The 16,342-nt window shown below is 34.1% G+C and carries 19 protein-coding genes; 15 read left to right on the top strand and 4 right to left on the bottom strand.

Translation table 11 applies throughout. The annotated features are described in order from the left end of the window. Positions 1–382: 382 nt before the first annotated feature. The gene (locus FDO66_RS14510; protein WP_141433371.1) at positions 383–958 is read left to right on the top strand and encodes an ECF transporter S component; all 576 of its coding nucleotides are present in this window, start codon (positions 383–385) and stop codon (positions 956–958) included. A gap of 88 nt (positions 959–1,046) precedes the next feature. Here FDO66_RS14510 and FDO66_RS14505 read toward each other — a convergent pair whose 3' ends face one another. Then, positions 1,047–1,295 (bottom strand): ferredoxin, encoded by a 249-nt coding sequence (locus FDO66_RS14505; protein ID WP_141433370.1) that lies wholly within the window; start codon positions 1,293–1,295, stop codon positions 1,047–1,049. 267 nt (positions 1,296–1,562) lie between these two features. Here FDO66_RS14505 and FDO66_RS14500 point away from each other — a divergent pair, with 267 nt between their 5' ends. The 5 genes from FDO66_RS14500 (at position 1,563) to FDO66_RS14480 (ending at position 6,093) form a co-directional block, all read left to right on the top strand. Next, positions 1,563–2,621, top strand: a complete 1,059-nt coding sequence (locus FDO66_RS14500) for a YpbB family protein (protein WP_141433369.1) — start codon at positions 1,563–1,565, stop codon at positions 2,619–2,621. Then, complete coding sequence (locus FDO66_RS14495; RefSeq protein ID WP_141433368.1) at positions 2,618–4,141, top strand: RecQ family ATP-dependent DNA helicase; 1,524 nt, start codon at positions 2,618–2,620, stop codon at positions 4,139–4,141. The genes FDO66_RS14500 and FDO66_RS14495 overlap by 4 nt, the downstream gene beginning before the upstream one ends. Continuing rightward, on the top strand, positions 4,122–4,727 hold the full coding sequence (locus tag FDO66_RS14490) for a CPBP family intramembrane glutamic endopeptidase (RefSeq protein WP_141433367.1): 606 nt from the start codon (positions 4,122–4,124) through the stop codon (positions 4,725–4,727). The genes FDO66_RS14495 and FDO66_RS14490 overlap by 20 nt, the downstream gene beginning before the upstream one ends. After that, entirely contained in the window at positions 4,724–5,542 is an 819-nt protein-coding gene (locus FDO66_RS14485; RefSeq protein WP_141433366.1) for a LysM peptidoglycan-binding domain-containing protein, read from the top strand. Before FDO66_RS14490 ends, FDO66_RS14485 begins: the two co-directional genes overlap by 4 nt. 92 nt (positions 5,543–5,634) lie before the next feature. Further along, positions 5,635–6,093 carry a YpbF family protein gene (locus tag FDO66_RS14480; protein WP_141433365.1) on the top strand — a complete coding sequence of 153 codons (459 nt, stop codon included), beginning with the start codon at positions 5,635–5,637 and terminating at the stop codon, positions 6,091–6,093. Positions 6,094–6,317: 224 nt separating this feature from the next. Here the strand turns inward: FDO66_RS14480 and FDO66_RS14475 are convergent, their stop codons facing one another. Genes FDO66_RS14475 through FDO66_RS14465 form a run of 3 tightly spaced genes read right to left on the bottom strand, consistent with a single transcriptional unit; the run spans position 6,318 to position 7,342 of the window. Continuing rightward, positions 6,318–6,887 carry a manganese catalase family protein gene (locus FDO66_RS14475; protein ID WP_141433364.1) on the bottom strand — a complete coding sequence of 190 codons (570 nt, stop codon included), beginning with the start codon at positions 6,885–6,887 and terminating at the stop codon, positions 6,318–6,320. Positions 6,888–6,914: 27 nt separating this feature from the next. Beyond that, positions 6,915–7,175, bottom strand: coding sequence for a spore coat protein CotJB (locus FDO66_RS14470; RefSeq protein WP_141433363.1), 261 nt, complete (start codon positions 7,173–7,175; stop codon positions 6,915–6,917). Beyond that, positions 7,172–7,342, bottom strand: coding sequence for a spore coat associated protein CotJA (locus FDO66_RS14465; RefSeq protein WP_141433417.1), 171 nt, complete (start codon positions 7,340–7,342; stop codon positions 7,172–7,174). Before FDO66_RS14465 ends, FDO66_RS14470 begins: the two co-directional genes overlap by 4 nt. 228 nt (positions 7,343–7,570) lie before the next feature. Between FDO66_RS14465 and FDO66_RS14460 the strand changes: the two genes are divergently transcribed. The 9 genes from FDO66_RS14460 to FDO66_RS14420 all read left to right on the top strand — a co-directional run bounded on the left by FDO66_RS14460 (position 7,571) and on the right by FDO66_RS14420 (position 16,177). Beyond that, positions 7,571–8,203 (top strand): CBS domain-containing protein, encoded by a 633-nt coding sequence (locus FDO66_RS14460; RefSeq protein ID WP_141433362.1) that lies wholly within the window; start codon positions 7,571–7,573, stop codon positions 8,201–8,203. Between the two features lie 155 nt (positions 8,204–8,358). Next, positions 8,359–8,934, top strand: a complete 576-nt coding sequence (locus FDO66_RS14455; RefSeq protein ID WP_141433361.1) for a genetic competence negative regulator — start codon at positions 8,359–8,361, stop codon at positions 8,932–8,934. Between the two features lie 250 nt (positions 8,935–9,184). Then, complete coding sequence (locus tag FDO66_RS14450; RefSeq protein WP_141433360.1) at positions 9,185–10,462, top strand: Glu/Leu/Phe/Val family dehydrogenase; 1,278 nt, start codon at positions 9,185–9,187, stop codon at positions 10,460–10,462. 342 nt (positions 10,463–10,804) lie between these two features. Then, entirely contained in the window at positions 10,805–11,782 is a 978-nt protein-coding gene (locus tag FDO66_RS14445; RefSeq protein ID WP_181444589.1) for a YpdA family putative bacillithiol disulfide reductase, read from the top strand. A 154-nt stretch (positions 11,783–11,936) separates the two neighbouring features. Continuing rightward, a complete protein-coding gene (gene prsW / locus FDO66_RS14440) occupies positions 11,937–12,629 on the top strand; it encodes a glutamic-type intramembrane protease PrsW (RefSeq protein ID WP_141433358.1) in 693 nt (230 codons plus the stop codon). A gap of 156 nt (positions 12,630–12,785) precedes the next feature. Next, complete coding sequence (gene sleB / locus FDO66_RS14435; RefSeq protein WP_141433357.1) at positions 12,786–13,625, top strand: spore cortex-lytic enzyme; 840 nt, start codon at positions 12,786–12,788, stop codon at positions 13,623–13,625. A gap of 14 nt (positions 13,626–13,639) precedes the next feature. Beyond that, on the top strand, positions 13,640–14,989 hold the full coding sequence (ypeB, locus tag FDO66_RS14430; protein WP_141433356.1) for a germination protein YpeB: 1,350 nt from the start codon (positions 13,640–13,642) through the stop codon (positions 14,987–14,989). Between the two features lie 279 nt (positions 14,990–15,268). Next, positions 15,269–15,931, top strand: coding sequence for a flagellar brake protein (locus FDO66_RS14425; RefSeq protein ID WP_141433355.1), 663 nt, complete (start codon positions 15,269–15,271; stop codon positions 15,929–15,931). A gap of 63 nt (positions 15,932–15,994) precedes the next feature. Beyond that, positions 15,995–16,177, top strand: a complete 183-nt coding sequence (locus FDO66_RS14420; RefSeq protein WP_141433354.1) for a YpfB family protein — start codon at positions 15,995–15,997, stop codon at positions 16,175–16,177. Positions 16,178–16,342: the final 165 nt, after the last annotated feature.

Genomic DNA, 16,342 nt, shown 5'->3' with positions numbered 1-16,342 from the left:
TTCAATCTGAGAATTTTCTTCATCCCCTACCTAGGATTTCGTGTTTTCACTCATAACCTTGAGGTGTGGGTCCTGCTGACCGTTAATGCGGGATAAATTTAGTATGCAACAGTTTGTTCTCTTAATATGTAAACTTGCCTTTTTTATTATAGATGAAACACTTAATACGGTGCAATTAAAAAAAAGAAAAAAAGTTGGGTATCCATATAAGAATGATAAAATATTCACAAATATATCCTTTTTTTGTACAATGCTCTTAAGAGGGATTAATGTATCTTATATCATACATGTACATTTCTTCAAATCGAAATACGCTTGCATGAATGGAAGTATCTAAGATCTCTTAAAAAGACCAATATGTATATAAAAAGGAGAAGTAAAATTGAAAAATAACCGTGTAAAAAGCATCGTGTTAATTAGCATGTTAAGCAGTCTTTCGTATATATTAATGCTTTTAAATTTTCCATTGCCAATATTTCCGAAATATTTGTTAATCGATTTTAGTGATATCCCAGCTTTAATATCAGCTTTGATCTTAGGACCTGTTGCGGGAATATTAGTTGAGCTCGTTAAAAATATACTTGATTATTTTTTAACTGGAAGTATAACGGGAGTTCCAATAGGACCATTAGCTAATTTTATTGCTGGCTGTACGTTTATTTTGCCGATTTATTATATCTATCGTAAATTTAAATCGAAAAAAGGAATGATAATGGCTCTCATCATTGCAACCTTGATCATGTCTGTATCAATGAGTATCTTAAACTATTATGTCATTCTGCCAGCCTACACTTTTTTCATGCATGCTCCAGTATTGTCGGCAGAAGAGACAAGACAATTTATTGTGGCGTCCATTTTTCCATTTAATTTGGTAAAAGGTTCCTTAATAACGATTGTCTTTATGCTAGTATTTTCTAATTTATCCGGATGGCTACAAAAACAAGCTGTCCAAAATTAAAAAAATCGGGGCTAAATGACTGAAGATTTTCACAAACCAAATATAAAAGAGAGTCTTATCATGTAAGACTCTCTAAGCAATAGCATTATTATTCGAATTTAGTTGCATCCCCATCAAAAGCTTCGTCAGAAACTTTGATGGAATCGGTCGGACAGCCTTCAAAAGCATCCATCATATCATCTTCTAACACTTCAGGAACTTCTGCAGTCCCTTGATTGTTATCAAGTGTTACGAACGCAATGCCTTCATCGTCGTAATCGTAAATATCTGGTGCAGCAGCGCCGCAAGCGCCACAAGCTATACATGTTTCTTTGTCTACAATAGTATATTTTGCCATGAAAATAACCTCCCATATTTAAAAAGAAAATAATAATTTTTTTAGTTTATTATGTGATTGGAACATCTTGCTCTACACTATTGTAAAGCGGGATGAGAAACTTTTCAATAAAAAAAACATTGAGAATGCTTATCATATAAAGCTTTGAAGCAAACAGGGGTAAAAATTCATTCAAAAAAAATGGACATTACATGATAAAATAATGCTATTCATCAATAAAGAAAAAGTAATGTAATATAATAATGAACCGGTTACGAAGGAGCAGAAATGAAACCTGATTTTTTAGAATTGGTCATTCTACATTGTTTAAATCATATTCATTCCGAAAGGACCATTTACTCAATCCTCCATATACTAAAAGGAAAAAAATCTTCTCAAACGATACAAGATGCTCATCTTTATCAATTAACACCTTTCTTCAAAACTTATCCTCAGCTTGAAAGGAGCTATTTAGATCGTGTAGTCAAAAAATATGAGGAATTGAAGTGGTTAGAAAGAGATTCTGATGAATTTTATCGATTGAATAATAAGGGAAAACAAATATTAAAGCAAATGTTAAAAAATCAACCTATACCAATCCATTTAAATGGATGGAAGTATCATCTATTAACGACTTCGTTTTGGGAACGATTGTCTTTACTTGTACAAGTATCTTCACATTTAAACGTTCATCATTCTAAATATGTGCCGATACAAAGAAATCGAGATGTACAAAGATGGCTAAAAGATTATCTTCATCAAATAGATATTTCACGAAACGACTTGTCCTCTTTTTTATATGATGAGCTAATTCGTTGTTTTAATTTTGATCAGGATATAGACCCATCCATATTCGTGATAAGATTAACAGGGTTTCAATGTATAGGGATGACTCCTGAACAAGCAGCAAATTCCCTACAGATGGAAGCTTCTTATTATCATTTTCATTATATGTCTTTTCTTCATTTTATGTTAAAGACCGTGATTTCAAACAGAGAACAATTTCCAATCCTTTTTTCAATCATTTCAACATTAAAGCATGAGTTTTCAATAACAAATTCAACGAAACGAACGTATGAATATATTTTACAAGGTTATTCCATTCAATCAATCGCTAAAATGAGAAGATTGAAACATAATACAATTGAGGATCATATCGTCGAATTAGCATTAAATATCTCGGAATTTGATATATCACCTTATGTTACGGATATCATTCAAGAGATGGTGATAAAAGCAGCCAGGCAAGTCCCATCAAGGCAGCTAAAAAAAATTCGTAAAGAGGCTGCTTCGGCTACCTATTTTGAAATAAGATTAGTTTTAGCGAAGTTTGGTGACATGTTATGATATTAGAAGAACAATTAAAAACCTATTTTCATTACGATACCTTTCGTCCAGGTCAAAAAGAGGTTATTCAATCTGTATTAGATGGAAATCATACGTTGGCCATGCTCCCTACAGGTACAGGGAAATCGTTATGTTATCAGTTTCCTGGATTGTTTTTAGATGGGGCAACATTAATTGTTTCTCCTTTATTGTCTCTCATGCAGGATCAAGTAGAGCAAATGAAAATGAATGGTGAAAAAAAAGTTATTGCAATAAATTCATTTTTATCAAATTCAGAAAGAAAACAAGCATTAAGTCAGTTAAACCAATATAAATATATTTTCATTTCTCCAGAAATGATTCAATGGGAGCCTGTTCTTGAGAAGGTAAAGCAATTAAAAATCTCTTTATTTGTTGTAGATGAAGCTCATTGTATATCACAGTGGGGCTATGATTTTAGACCAGACTATTGGAAACTCGGTAAGATTAGGCAGGTTTTAGGTCAACCGCTGACCCTTGCATTAACTGCAACTGCAACACCAAATGTAAGGGAGGATATAGTCCAATCACTGTTGCTTCATACATGGAAGGAATATATCTTTTCCGTAGATCGGCCTAATATTTCAATTAGTATTGAAACGCTTAGTCATCATCAGGAGAAAATGGATCGCTTAATCGAGCTAGTGAAGCAGTTAAAGGGTCCAGGAATTATTTACTTCTCCAGTAAAAAACTAGCGGAGCTTTCTGCCGATATAATAAAAGAAAAAACGGAGCAGCGTGTCATGCCGTATCATGGTGGGATGGATCAAGAAAGCCGTATTTTAATACAACAGCAATTTATTCGCGGTCAATTAGATTTGATTTGTGCGACGAGTGCATTTGGGATGGGGATTAATAAGGAAAACATTCGTTATATTATTCATTTCCATATGCCACTACAAATTGAATCTTATTTACAGGAAATTGGACGAGCGGGAAGAGATGGGGGAAAAAGTATCGCAATCTTGCTGTATGCCGCCTTTGATGAACAACTTTCATACCAATTAGTGGAAAATGAGCTGCCTTCCGAGGAACAAATAGAATGGCTGATTAATATTTATAAAAAAGATGGGCTAGAAGAATTTATGAATCAACTGGAGACAGAACAGCTGAAGCATACAGGTGGATTTTCAGATATACAATGGAGAATATTTGAAGAATTCTTTCATGAATGTACTCGAATAGGTAGGAGGATAGATGAAAGAATGATACAATTTAAAGCATTCATCAAAGAAAGATATGAATATAAAAGAAAAAAAGTGGATCAAGTATTACATTGGATTCAACTAAATCAATGCAAAAGAGAATTACTTCTACATTATTTTAGCGACGCCAAAACACAGCAGCAAAAAGATTGCTGTGACTATTGTGGTATAGAAAAGCAGTCATTTTATCGTGAGAATGAAGATATGTTAACCCATTCTCAACCTTTTTATTGGAAAAAACATTTACAAACCATTTTAATAAATAGTGAGGGAGAAGATGAAAAAAGAAAAGTATAGACGATTAGTAAATAGTTTATCGAGAAGGCAAATCCTTTTTCATCTATACGCTTCACAAATTTTACTATTAATGATTTCATTTATATTAGGTATGATATTATTTGATCGTTTTTCTAATTTTTTACATCTGTTTCAATGGAAAGATAAGAATATTCTTTTGGTAGGTATGTCAGCTGGAATCATAATCGTGGCGATTGATCTTATTTTTATGAAAATAGTACCTAAGCATTATTTTGACGATGGTGGTTTAAATGAGAAAATATTTGAAAATAGACATCCGCTACATATCGCATTGATTGCCCTTTTAGTCTCTATAAGTGAAGAAATATTGTTTCGAGGGGTTTTACAAACTCACTTTGGGTTAGTGATCGCGAGCTTTATCTTTGCTATCATACATTATCGATACCTTTTTAATTGGTTTTTATTAATAAATGTAATAGTTTTAAGCTTCATTTTGGGTGCGTTTTATTATATTACAGGTAACCTACTAGTAACAATGACCACCCATTTTATTATTGATTTTCTTTTAGGAATAGTGATTACATTAAAATTGAAAAAGCAAAAAGATAGGATGGATGTTCCATGAATAAAGAGGATCCTTTTAGAGAAAAAGCCGAACGGCATCGCGAAAAAATTGAAAAATTGCATCAAGAAGAATTGACAGACGAAAATGAAAAAACAGGTCTTCCTCCACGGGCCCAGGTACATCACCAAACAAAGAAAAAAAATAAATGGAAATTAAAATATCCCGTTATTCGGTTACTTGTATTATTTTTTATTCTTTTACCAATTGTAAGCTTTAGTATTTATTCATCATTGAATAAAGGGAATTCTAATATTTTACATGTAAACAATAATCCTAGTAGTGTTGAAACAGTGAATCTTTCAAAAAAAGAACTAACTGATCAGAATTCTTCTAATAAAAATGAAACTGATAATAAATCAGATCAAGATCAGTCGGCAGAGAAAGAAGCAGATGAACAAAGTGTAGATTCGTCGAACTCGGCTAATTATAAAGAAACACAGACAAAAGTAAATGGAGTAGATGATAAAAACAATAGCCCGAATATCATTAAAAAAGAACAAATAAAAGCTAGTGCGAGCAGTAAAAAGGATGCTGATAAGCTGAAGGCTGAAGAAAAAGCGAAGCAAGAGGAATTGGCTAAACAACAGGAAGAAAAAGCGAAACAAGAAGCTTTAGCAAAGGAAGAGGAAAATAAGACTGAACCAGTTCCAAATGAAAAAACTGTCTATCATACAGTTCAAAAAGGGGAGACAGTATTTCGAATTGCGATGAAGTACTATCATTCACCATCAGGTATAGATATTATTAAACAAGCAAACCAGTTAAAAAGTAATGAAATTGAAATAGGTCAGGTTCTAACCATCCCTTTAAAGTAAAAATATCATCCATATATTAGAGGCATGCCTCCTTTTTTATCATATCTTGTCCTCTATTCACATAAGATCATGATAGAAGAGGAGGAGGTCATATGGAAAATTCGATTATATTGCTGGATGAACGAACGGACCAAGCTACCAAACAAATACTGCAAAGGGTGGTAGAAAAGAAAAAAAAGTTCGATCAATATAAATTTAAGCATTTATTATTCTTATGGTTAGCTGTATTTATAGCGTTTTTCTATATTTATTACCTATACCGTTCAATCTTTCTTCCTTATTCCTATTCATTCACAACGATGTTCTCAATCTATGTTCAAACATCATTGAATGTATATCTGCTAATTTTGACAGTCGGTTTATTCGGAATCACAAATGTACTAAAGAAAAAAGTAGATAAAGCCGAAAAAGAATTTCATGCAATAAGATGTGAAATTATTGATAAAAGCAAGGATTTATGGAAAAAGGAAGAGGCATGGAACAATCGTCACCTCGTTTTCGAAATGATGAAAAAAAACTATGATATTAATCTATACCATGAAAACAAATAAGAAAAGCGGAAGCACCTTGATCAGCCCAGAAGAAAAATGTTCATTTGTCTCAAAAAGCGCTTTTTACTTTTAGAGGCATAGGGTTATTTTTCACAAGGGGTAGGTGCTAGAGCTAGACAACCGTCGAACTTTGAAAAGTTAAACTTTATTATCCTTTAAAAGAGGGCGGTTCAATGAGTGCCTAAGAAGTTGTATTGATTCACCCTCAGGTTAAACTTTTAAAGCTAGTAGTACTTCTTTTTATTTTTTTCTTCTTTTAATATTTCAACAGCTTCTCTAAAGCGCTGGGAGTGAACAATTTCACGCTCTCGTAAAAATCGGAGAGCATCATTTAAATCAGGATCATCACTCAAATTAATGAGCCATTGGTAGGTTGCCCTTGCTTTTTCTTCAGCAGCGATGTCTTCATATAAATCTGCAATAGGATCACCCTTAGCTTGAATATAAGTTGCTGTCCAAGGGGAGCCAGCAGCATTTTGGTAAAATAAAGCATGATCATGATTAGCATAATGTTCACCAAGTCCAGCTGCTTTTAATTGATCTGGTGTAGCATCTTTCGTTAACTTATAAATCATAGTTGCAATCATTTCTAAGTGTGCGAATTCCTCCGTCCCTATATCTGTAAGCAATCCTATAACTTTATCAGGTATCGAGTATCGCTGGTTTAGATATCTTAAAGCTGCAGCTAGTTCACCATCTGCCCCTCCATATTGTTCAATTAAATATTTTGCAAGCTTAGGGTTACAGGTCATGACTCGTACTGGATACTGTAGCTTTTTTTCATAAACCCACATGTTAATCCTCTCCCTTATCTAAAAACTTCACACCTGCCATGGCCATGGCGAATCATTCCAATTCCAGGGATCACCCGAGTAGCTATTGCCAAATTGCATTAAAGGACCAAATTGACTTTCAAAAGCTTTTTTAAGTTTTTTTCTTTCCTTTACGTAAAAATTAAATTGTTGTATCGCATTTTGGTCGTCTTCATGAGTATCTAAATAAAGGGTCAACTCTACTAGAACAAAATCTACCGCCTGAAGCTGTTCTAATAAAACATAATATTCCTTCGGTAATTGTTTCATGACAGATGCTCCTTCCCTGCCATTTCATATGGACTGTAATAGGGATCGTAGAATGGTTTCCAAAGTGTTCCAGCTTTTAAAGCTTCCATCGGTGTGAATTGAGGATAATTTGGCGGCTGAAAGCCTAAATATAAATTTGGTGGTGTTGAAAAGGATTTAACAGTCATAGGCTTGCAAGGATCAAATGGACTTACATAAGGATGATAAACCTTGATTGGTGTAAACAAAATAATCCCCCTTTTTTACATCACTAATAATTTGAACTAGACATCATTAAAGGATATGAGTGATTTACAAATACATGAAATATTTTTTTGGAGAGCAAAGGACTTTTTATGTTTGTTGTTGAATTTTTATACATTGATACATATATTCTTTAATTCGAGGTGAAAGAAATGTTTGTAAAAAGTGTGATGATTCCTAAGAATAAATGCATTACTGTAAATCAAGATGACACAATCGAAATGGCGCTTAACAAGCTGGAATCTCATCAGATTGATGGAATCCCTGTATTAAATGATGAAAAATTTGTTGGGACATTAACTCGATATGATTTGTACGAAAATTTCTTTTTCTCTGAGCAAGCGAAAGAAGAGTATATGAAAAATACATTAGTGAAAGATGTTGCTGGACATGTAGAAAAAATTTTGAATGGGAATGAGGTGTTTGAAAAAACCTTGCTTGATTTAAAAGATTTCCCATTACTGGCTGTTGTTGATGAATATATGAACTTTTTAGGTGCGGTTACTCGATTTGATGTACTCGAGCAGTTTCAATCGGCATTTGGTACAAAACGATCAGGTGTGCGAATTGCTTTTACCTCAGTAGAATCAGAGGGGAGATTAGCAAGACTAGCAGACATTGCTCGTCATTTTCATGAGCAAATCATATCATTGGTAACCTTTGATGAGACGGATAAATTAATTAGAAGAATGGTCATGAAGATCGAGAAAAAAGACAATATCCAAAAATTTATAGAAAAATTAGAAACATCAGGATTCCGGATACTAGATGTCACTGAGGATTAGAAGAAAAGCGGAAGCGACTTGAACAGGCCTGAAGAAAAGTATCCTATGAAATACATAATTAAATAAAAGGCTAATTTAAAGAAGTTTGTTACTCACCATCCTGTAATTCCTTCATACACTAAATCAAGAGTTTTTCATTGTCAGGGGGCATTGACATGCGCTTAGAAAGATTAAATTACAATAAGATAAAGATTTTTCTTACCATTGATGATCTTCATGAAAGAGGGTTAACAAAAGAGGATATTTGGAAAGACTCTTTGAAATGGCATCAGCTCTTCCATGACATGCTTGAGGAAGCAAATGAGGAATTTGGGGTTGACTTTCAAGGTTCTGTAGCTGTTGAAATATTTTCCATGCAAGCTCAAGGAATGATTATGATTGTTACGATGGAGGAACCTGAAGAGGAAACCTTAAGTGATGGCTTTATTGAAATGCAGGTGACATTAGAAAAAAACACTGATATCCTGTTTGAATTTTTTGAATTTGAAGACGTAATCCAAGCAGCAAAACAACTATCCTGCATCCATTATTCAGATGGTTGTTTATATAAAATGAATGAATCTTATTTTCTATTTATAGAACATCTTTCAACTGGAAAAGAAAATCAAATTTTTGCTATCCTTTCAGAGTTTGGAAATCCGAGCTTTTTGAGCATACATTGTCTCCAAGAATATGGCGTTGAAATCATAAACAGTGAAGCGGTAAAAACAATCAATCATTTTTTTCATTAGTAAACTTAATTTTGTAAGAATTTCTGACATATAAATGATTGAGAATGGTAATCCTATAAATGATATAAAAATGATATGAAAAGAACTTCAATAGAGAAGAAGTGCTTTCTTAGTAACTTTGGAAGCGGTTTTTTCTCTTTTTTCATTCAAATTTTCGTTTGATTTTCTTCTTGTATTCATGTTTTAAACGTGTATACTATGTCATGAAAGACGACAACAAATGTAAGTTATTATTTTAGGAGGATTATAGATGGTAGCCGAGAATGGCAAAACGAGTACAAGCTCAGAAAGCAAAAATGATGTGTTAAAGTCAACACAGACTGTCATTTATAAAGCATTAGAAAAACTAGGGTATCCTGAGGAAGTGTACGAGCTCCTAAAAGAGCCTCTTAGAATGATGACAGTAAAAATCCCAATTCGAATGGATGATGGTACTGTTAAAGTTTTTACTGGCTACCGCGCGCAGCATAATGATGCTGTAGGACCTACTAAAGGTGGAATTCGATTTCATCCAAGTGTATCAGAGAAGGAAGTTAAAGCACTATCCATTTGGATGAGTTTAAAATGCGGAATTGTAGATCTTCCTTATGGAGGAGGAAAGGGTGGAATTGTCTGTGATCCTCGTGATATGTCATTTCGAGAATTAGAACGCTTAAGCAGAGGATATGTACGAGCTATTAGTCAAATAGTAGGGCCGACCAAGGACATTCCTGCACCAGATGTTTTTACCAATTCTCAAATTATGGCTTGGATGATGGATGAATATAGCCGTATTGATGAGTTTAATTCACCTGGTTTCATAACTGGAAAACCGCTTGTTCTTGGTGGATCACATGGACGAGAATCTGCTACTGCAAAAGGTGTTACCATTTGTATACAAGAAGCTGCTAAAAGGAAGGGCATTAACATAGAAGGTGCAAGAGTTGTCGTACAAGGTTTTGGAAATGCAGGTAGTTTTTTATCAAAGTTCATGCATGATGCAGGAGCAAAAGTTGTTGGTATCTCCGATGCATACGGCGCTTTATATGATCCAAATGGCCTTGATATAGATTATTTACTAGATCGTAGAGACAGCTTTGGTACGGTGACGAAATTATTTAATACTACAATATCCAATAAAGAACTTCTTGAATTAGATTGTGATATTCTTGTTCCTGCTGCGATCGAAAATCAAATTACAGAAGAGAATGCAGATAAAATTAAAGCGAGTATTGTTGTTGAAGCAGCAAATGGTCCAACTACATTAGAAGCAACTCGAATATTAACTGAACGAGGAATTTTATTAGTTCCAGATGTTTTGGCTTCAGCTGGTGGTGTAACGGTTTCTTATTTCGAATGGGTCCAGAATAATCAAGGATATTATTGGACTGAAGAGGAAGTGGAAGAAAAGCTAGAAAAAGTGATGAGTAAAGCATTTCAAAATATCTATGATACAGCCTTATCACGTCGTGTTGATATGAGACTAGCTGCCTATATGGTTGGTGTTAGAAAAATGGCAGAAGCCTCGAGATTTAGAGGTTGGATTTAAAACAAATGGCAAATCGAAATTGAACATTGATTCATAACCATAATTCCCCTATCATTATTGGTAGGGGAATTATGGTATATAGGTACTTATACAGAAAGGCTGTTTTCTCAATGTTTGTTGCTTTTGACATAAAAAAATTGGGAGAAACGTTTCGGAGCAGCCTGCATACACGTAGACTCCTGTGGGAATGCGAGAAAGGCGAGACCCCGCAGGAGCGTATGCGACGAGAAGGCTTGACGCTCGCCCACGGAAAGCGAAGTGTATGCAGGCTGCGTGTTTAAAAGCAACAATCTATACGAAAACAGCCTACAGAAATGAGACTTTGAGGAAGGAATGAATGAATTGAATAGGGAAGATGTCATTATTGTTGGCGGAGGTCCATGTGGCTTAGCGGCTGCGATTGCATTGAAAGAAACAGGTAAAAATCCGTTAATCATTGAAAAGGGTAATATCGTCAATGCCATTTATCATTATCCTACCCATCAAACATTTTTTAGTACAAGTGAAAAATTAGAAATAGGAGATGTGCCTTTTATTACGGAAAATTATAAACCTAAAAGGAATCAGGCACTCTGCTATTATCGTGAGGTTGCAAAAAGAAAAAATTTACGCGTACATGCTTTTGAAAGGGTATTGAAGGTTACGAAGCTTTCAAATGAAATTTTCCTCATTCAAACAGACAAAGACGAGTATCAAACTTCAAACGTTGTCATTGCGACCGGTTACTATGATCATCCAAATTATATGAATGTTCCAGGTGAGTCGTTATCGAAGGTTATGCATTATTTTAAAGAAGCACATCCTTATTTTGATAAAGACGTTATTGTGGTAGGTGGAAAAAATTCAAGTGTTGATGCAGCCATTGAGCTTGTGAAGGCTGGTGCAAGAGTTACCGTTCTTTATAGGGGGCAAGTGTATTCTGAAAGTATTAAGCCTTGGATTTTACCAGAATTTATATCGTTAGTAAAAAACGGGATTGTTACAATGGAATTTAATGCTACTGTTAAGGAAATTCACGAGGATAAAGTTGTTTATGTGAAAGAAGGAACAGAATATAGTGTTCATAATGATTTCGTATTTGCAATGACTGGCTATCATCCAGATCATGGATTTTTAAAAGAAATGGGTGTGCAAATCGATAAAGATTCTGGTAGACCTTTATTCGATAGTGAAACGATGGAAACAAATGTACCAGGAATCTTTATTGCCGGAGTCATTGCTGCTGGAAATAATGCAAATGAAATCTTTATTGAAAACGGCCGTTTTCATGGGGAGCAAATTGCCAAAGCAATTTTGGAAAAAGAACAGCAACGAGTTTAAGAGGTCTATTAAAATTAAGAGTAGTATCTTATATTTTTATGAACCTAATTTTCCTTTAGTTTCTAAATAATTCCTTTTAAATCATGAATAATTCATTTTCTTTCTCACTATAACATGATACGATTAAGAAAACCTACTGAAAAGAGGACAATTCATGTTGGGAATATTATCTGCTGGGATTGCTCCAGGTTTAGCCTTACTAAGTTATTTTTATTTAAAAGATCAATATGAATCTGAGCCGATCTCGATGGTATTAAAAACTTTTTTGTTTGGCGCTCTGCTAGTATTTCCGATTATGTTTATACAATATGTGCTGGAAACTGAGATGATCGTACAAACTGGGTTGATAGACGCATTTTTTTCATCTAGTTTATTAGAGGAATTTTTCAAATGGTTTATTTTATTTTACACCATTTATCAGCATGTTGAATTTGATGAGCCTTATGATGGAATCGTATATGGCGCTTCAGTTTCGCTAGGCTTTGCTACTGTAGAAAATATTTTTTACTTAATTGCGAATGGACTCGAATATGCTTTAGGCCGAGCTTTATTGCCAGTTTCTAGCCATGCTTTATTCGGAGTTATCATGGGCTATTACCTTGGAAAAGGAAAATTTTCATTGCAAGCAAAAAAGAAATGGATCTTATTCTCTTTATGTGTTCCTTTTATCCTACATGGAACATATGATTACATTTTGCAATTACAGAAACATTGGGGTATTTTTATGCTGCCTTTTATGATCTTTCTATGGTGGCTTGGATTAAGGAAAGTAAAAATGGCGCGAATCTTAACAACACAACAAATGGAAAGCCGCATAGCGTTTCAAAAACCATTCATTTCAAAATGAATGGTTTTTTTTGTGTGGTTTCGATGTACAGAATGTGCGAGTGTCAATGCTGTTACAGGATGCGGTGTCCTTAATCGATTGCTTTTTTGTGTATAAAATTCCATTCTCTACAAAAAATAGAGTTAATGTTAAGTTTACATCTGGGGGTAGCAATGAATGAGAATTAAATTTGAACTTAAGAAGGTTTTTTTAATCCTAACTATTTTTTTAGCCGCTTTTACGTTCTGTATCTCAAATGAAAAAGTGTATGCTTTTTCAAATCAGGTAATACAACATGGGGCAGTCGGTGATGATGTGATAGAATTACAGGCTCGACTTCAATATTTAGGGTTTTACAACAAGAAAATTGATGGGGTTTTTGGATGGAGTACTTACTGGGCACTTAGAAATTTTCAGTATGAATTCGGATTACCTATTGATGGTCTTGCTGGAGTAACAACAAAGGCAAAACTTGCAAAAGCTTCAAAATACAATGAGAAATATGTAAAGGAGCAAATTAATAAAGGGCGTAAATTTAGTCACTATGGAGGTGTAAATTTAGCAAAACAAGCAAAGGCACCTTCAAAGCCGCCTGCAAAAGCTCCTGCTAAAACAGGAGTTGGAGCCCCAAAACCAGCAGCAGCAAATGTCCCAAATGGATTTTCTCAAAATGATATTCAATTATTAGCAAATGCGGTTTATGGGGAAGCGAGAGGCGAGCCATATGTAGGACAGGTAGCTATAGCAGCAGTTATCTTAAATCGATTAGAAAGTGCGATATTTCCAAATACGATATCAGGCGTTATTTTTGAGCCGAGAGCATTCACAGCTGTTGCAGATGGGCAAATTTGGCTGACTCCAAATCAAAGAGCAAAGGATGCTGTCCTTGATGCCATAAATGGCTGGGATCCTACTGGGAATGCCGTTTATTATTTTAATCCAGATACCGCAACAAGCCCGTGGATTTGGACCCGACCACAAATTAAACAGATTGGGAAGCATATATTCTGTAAATAATGAGGTGACGATAATTGATTAGAGGAATCTTAATAGGAGTGTTAACTCTTGGCGTGGCAGGAACTGCATTTTGGGGCTATCAGGAGCATCGTGAAAAGAATGCGATTTTGTTAAATGCAGAAAATAACTATCAACGAGCTTTTCATGATTTAACCTATCAAGTTGATTTATTACATGATAAAATTGGTACCACTTTAGCGATGAATTCAAGGAAATCATTATCTCCCGCTCTTGTAGAAGTATGGAGAATTACTTCAGAAGCACACAGCAGTGTTGGTCAACTGCCGTTAACATTACTCCCTTTTAATAAAACAGAAGAATTTTTAGCGAAAATTGGAGACTTTAGCTATCAAACAGCTGTGAGAGATCTTGATAAAGATCCATTAACTGATAAGGAGTATACTTCATTAAAAGGGCTTTATAAACAAGCCGAAGATATTCAAAATGAGCTTCGTGAAGTTCAGCATTTAGTATTGAAGGAAAATTTACGCTGGATGGATGTAGAAATGGCTTTAGCATCGGGTGCGGAAGGTGCTGATAATACCATTATAGACGGATTTAAAACAGTAGAAAAAACAGTATCAGGATATGATGAGACTGATTTCGGTCCTTCTTATGTCAATATGCAAAAAAAAGATGAGAATTTCAAATCCATTAAGGGTGAGGTCATTTCAAAAGAAAAAGCGCTTCAAATTGCAAAGCGTTATGTAAAAATGGGTAAACAAGAAAAGGTGAATATCACAGAAAACGGAAAGGGCTCAAGTTTCGGATTCTATAGTGTGTCAATACAAAATATAAAAACTAAGCAAGAAGCAAATATGGATATTACAAAAAAGGGTGGATATCCAATTTGGTTTATTTATTCGAGAGATGTGAAGCAAAGTAAGATTGGATTAAATGAAGCCAGTAATAAAGCAATCCAATTTTTGAAAGAAAATAAATTTCAAAATCTAGCTTTATTAGAGAGTGCTCAATATGACAATATTGGTATGTTTACATTTGTAACAAATCAAGATGGAGTTAGAATTTATCCTGATGCGATTAAAATTAAAGTAGCTTTAGATGACGGGAATATAATTGGATTTTCAGCTGAAGACTACTTGAAATCCCAACATGAAAGAAGCATCCCAAAACCTGCTATCTCTTCAAATGCTGCAAGAGCAAGCATTAATCCAAAAGTAAAAATAATGGAAGAGGGACGAGCGATCATTCTTAATGATGCTAATAAAGAAGTCCTTTGCTATGAATTTCTTGGAACGTTAGATAATGACACTTATCGAATTTTTATAAACGCAGAGGATGGTACAGAAGAGAAAATTGAAAAACTAAAGAACGCAGAAGCACTTTATGAAGAGGTTGTATAGAAAAGCGGAAGCGCCTTGAACAGCCCTGAAGAAAAATGTTCCACAGGATCAAAAAGCGCAAAATTATGATTATAGCCCTTAGTTATATGTATTAATCTTCATTCAAGAAAATTTTGATACTATAATAAAAAACCGGAAAATACAAGGCAGAATTAGTGCTGGATTGTATTTTTCGGTTTCTTTTATTTGAAGAGGTACTTGAAGTTCATTTAACTTTCATGCAATAATGTATTATCTGACAATATTAACCTTTTATTCTTTAGAGAAAGAGAGATAATCATGTTAAATATCGGGGATCAAATCATTTTAGAATCAACCTATGCTGAAAAACTTGAATTTTATAAATGCAAAGTAGTTGAAAAAAAAGCTGATAATTTTTACGTTGACTATCCGATACATATGGATACAAACAGAACGGTCTATCTTGTAGATGGAACTCAGTTGAAAGTCACATTTGTTACAAAAGATGGAAATGTTTTTTTGTTTGAGTCAGAAGTAGTTGGGAGAATAAAGCAAGATATTCCGATGATCATGTTAAACTATCCTGGTAAAGATCAGCTTTTGAAAATACAGCGAAGACAATTTGTTCGAATTGAAACGTCAGTTGATGTGGCGGTACACGCAATCGATGATGAATTTGATCCATTCACGACGACCACATTTGATATCAGTGCAGGTGGGGCAGCATTAGTGATCCCTAAGGCATTACCGTTTAAAAGAGGGATGTTTATTTCTACGTGGTTTATATTGCCGATGCAAAATGGGGATTATCATTATATTACCATAAAAAGTAAAGTGGTTAGAATGGTAGATTTACATAACGAATATAAAAAAATATCTGTTCAGTTCGTTGAAACTTCACCAAAGGAAAGACAATTGTTACTTCGATTTACCTTCGATCGACAGCTTGCCATGAAGAAAAAAGGAATAGAGCCAAATTAGGAATAAATTTCATGTTAAGCCCCAATAATAGAAAAAACAATAATATTTTGGGGCGATAAACGCATGAAAACAACTGAAAGGATTATTTTGAAAATTACAATTGTTCAATTTATATGCTTATTACTTGTGCAATTTTTTTTGTATGGGATGAATGCATTTCCTGAACTCAAGCAAATAACACAATTTGAAGGTGTAACGGAACAAAATTTTACAGACTTAATTGAAACTTTCAAGGAATTAAAATGAAGCAGGTGAAGGTCTGCTTTTTTTTGTTATTTAAAATTATAAAATAGAAAAAATCATTAGTAAAAACAGTTGCTCGTCCCTTAATGTGTTAAAATAGTAGTATTAGTATATTTTCAGCAAGAGCTTATTGGTTGGTGATAACACTCGTAAGTTGGATAGGGACTT

The organism is Bacillus sp. 03113 (assembly GCF_006546985.1).
GTDB lineage: Bacteria > Bacillota > Bacilli > Bacillales > Cytobacillaceae > VATK01.
Note: the sequence above shows the minus strand (reverse complement) of the source record. Positions and strands in the feature narration are given on the sequence as shown.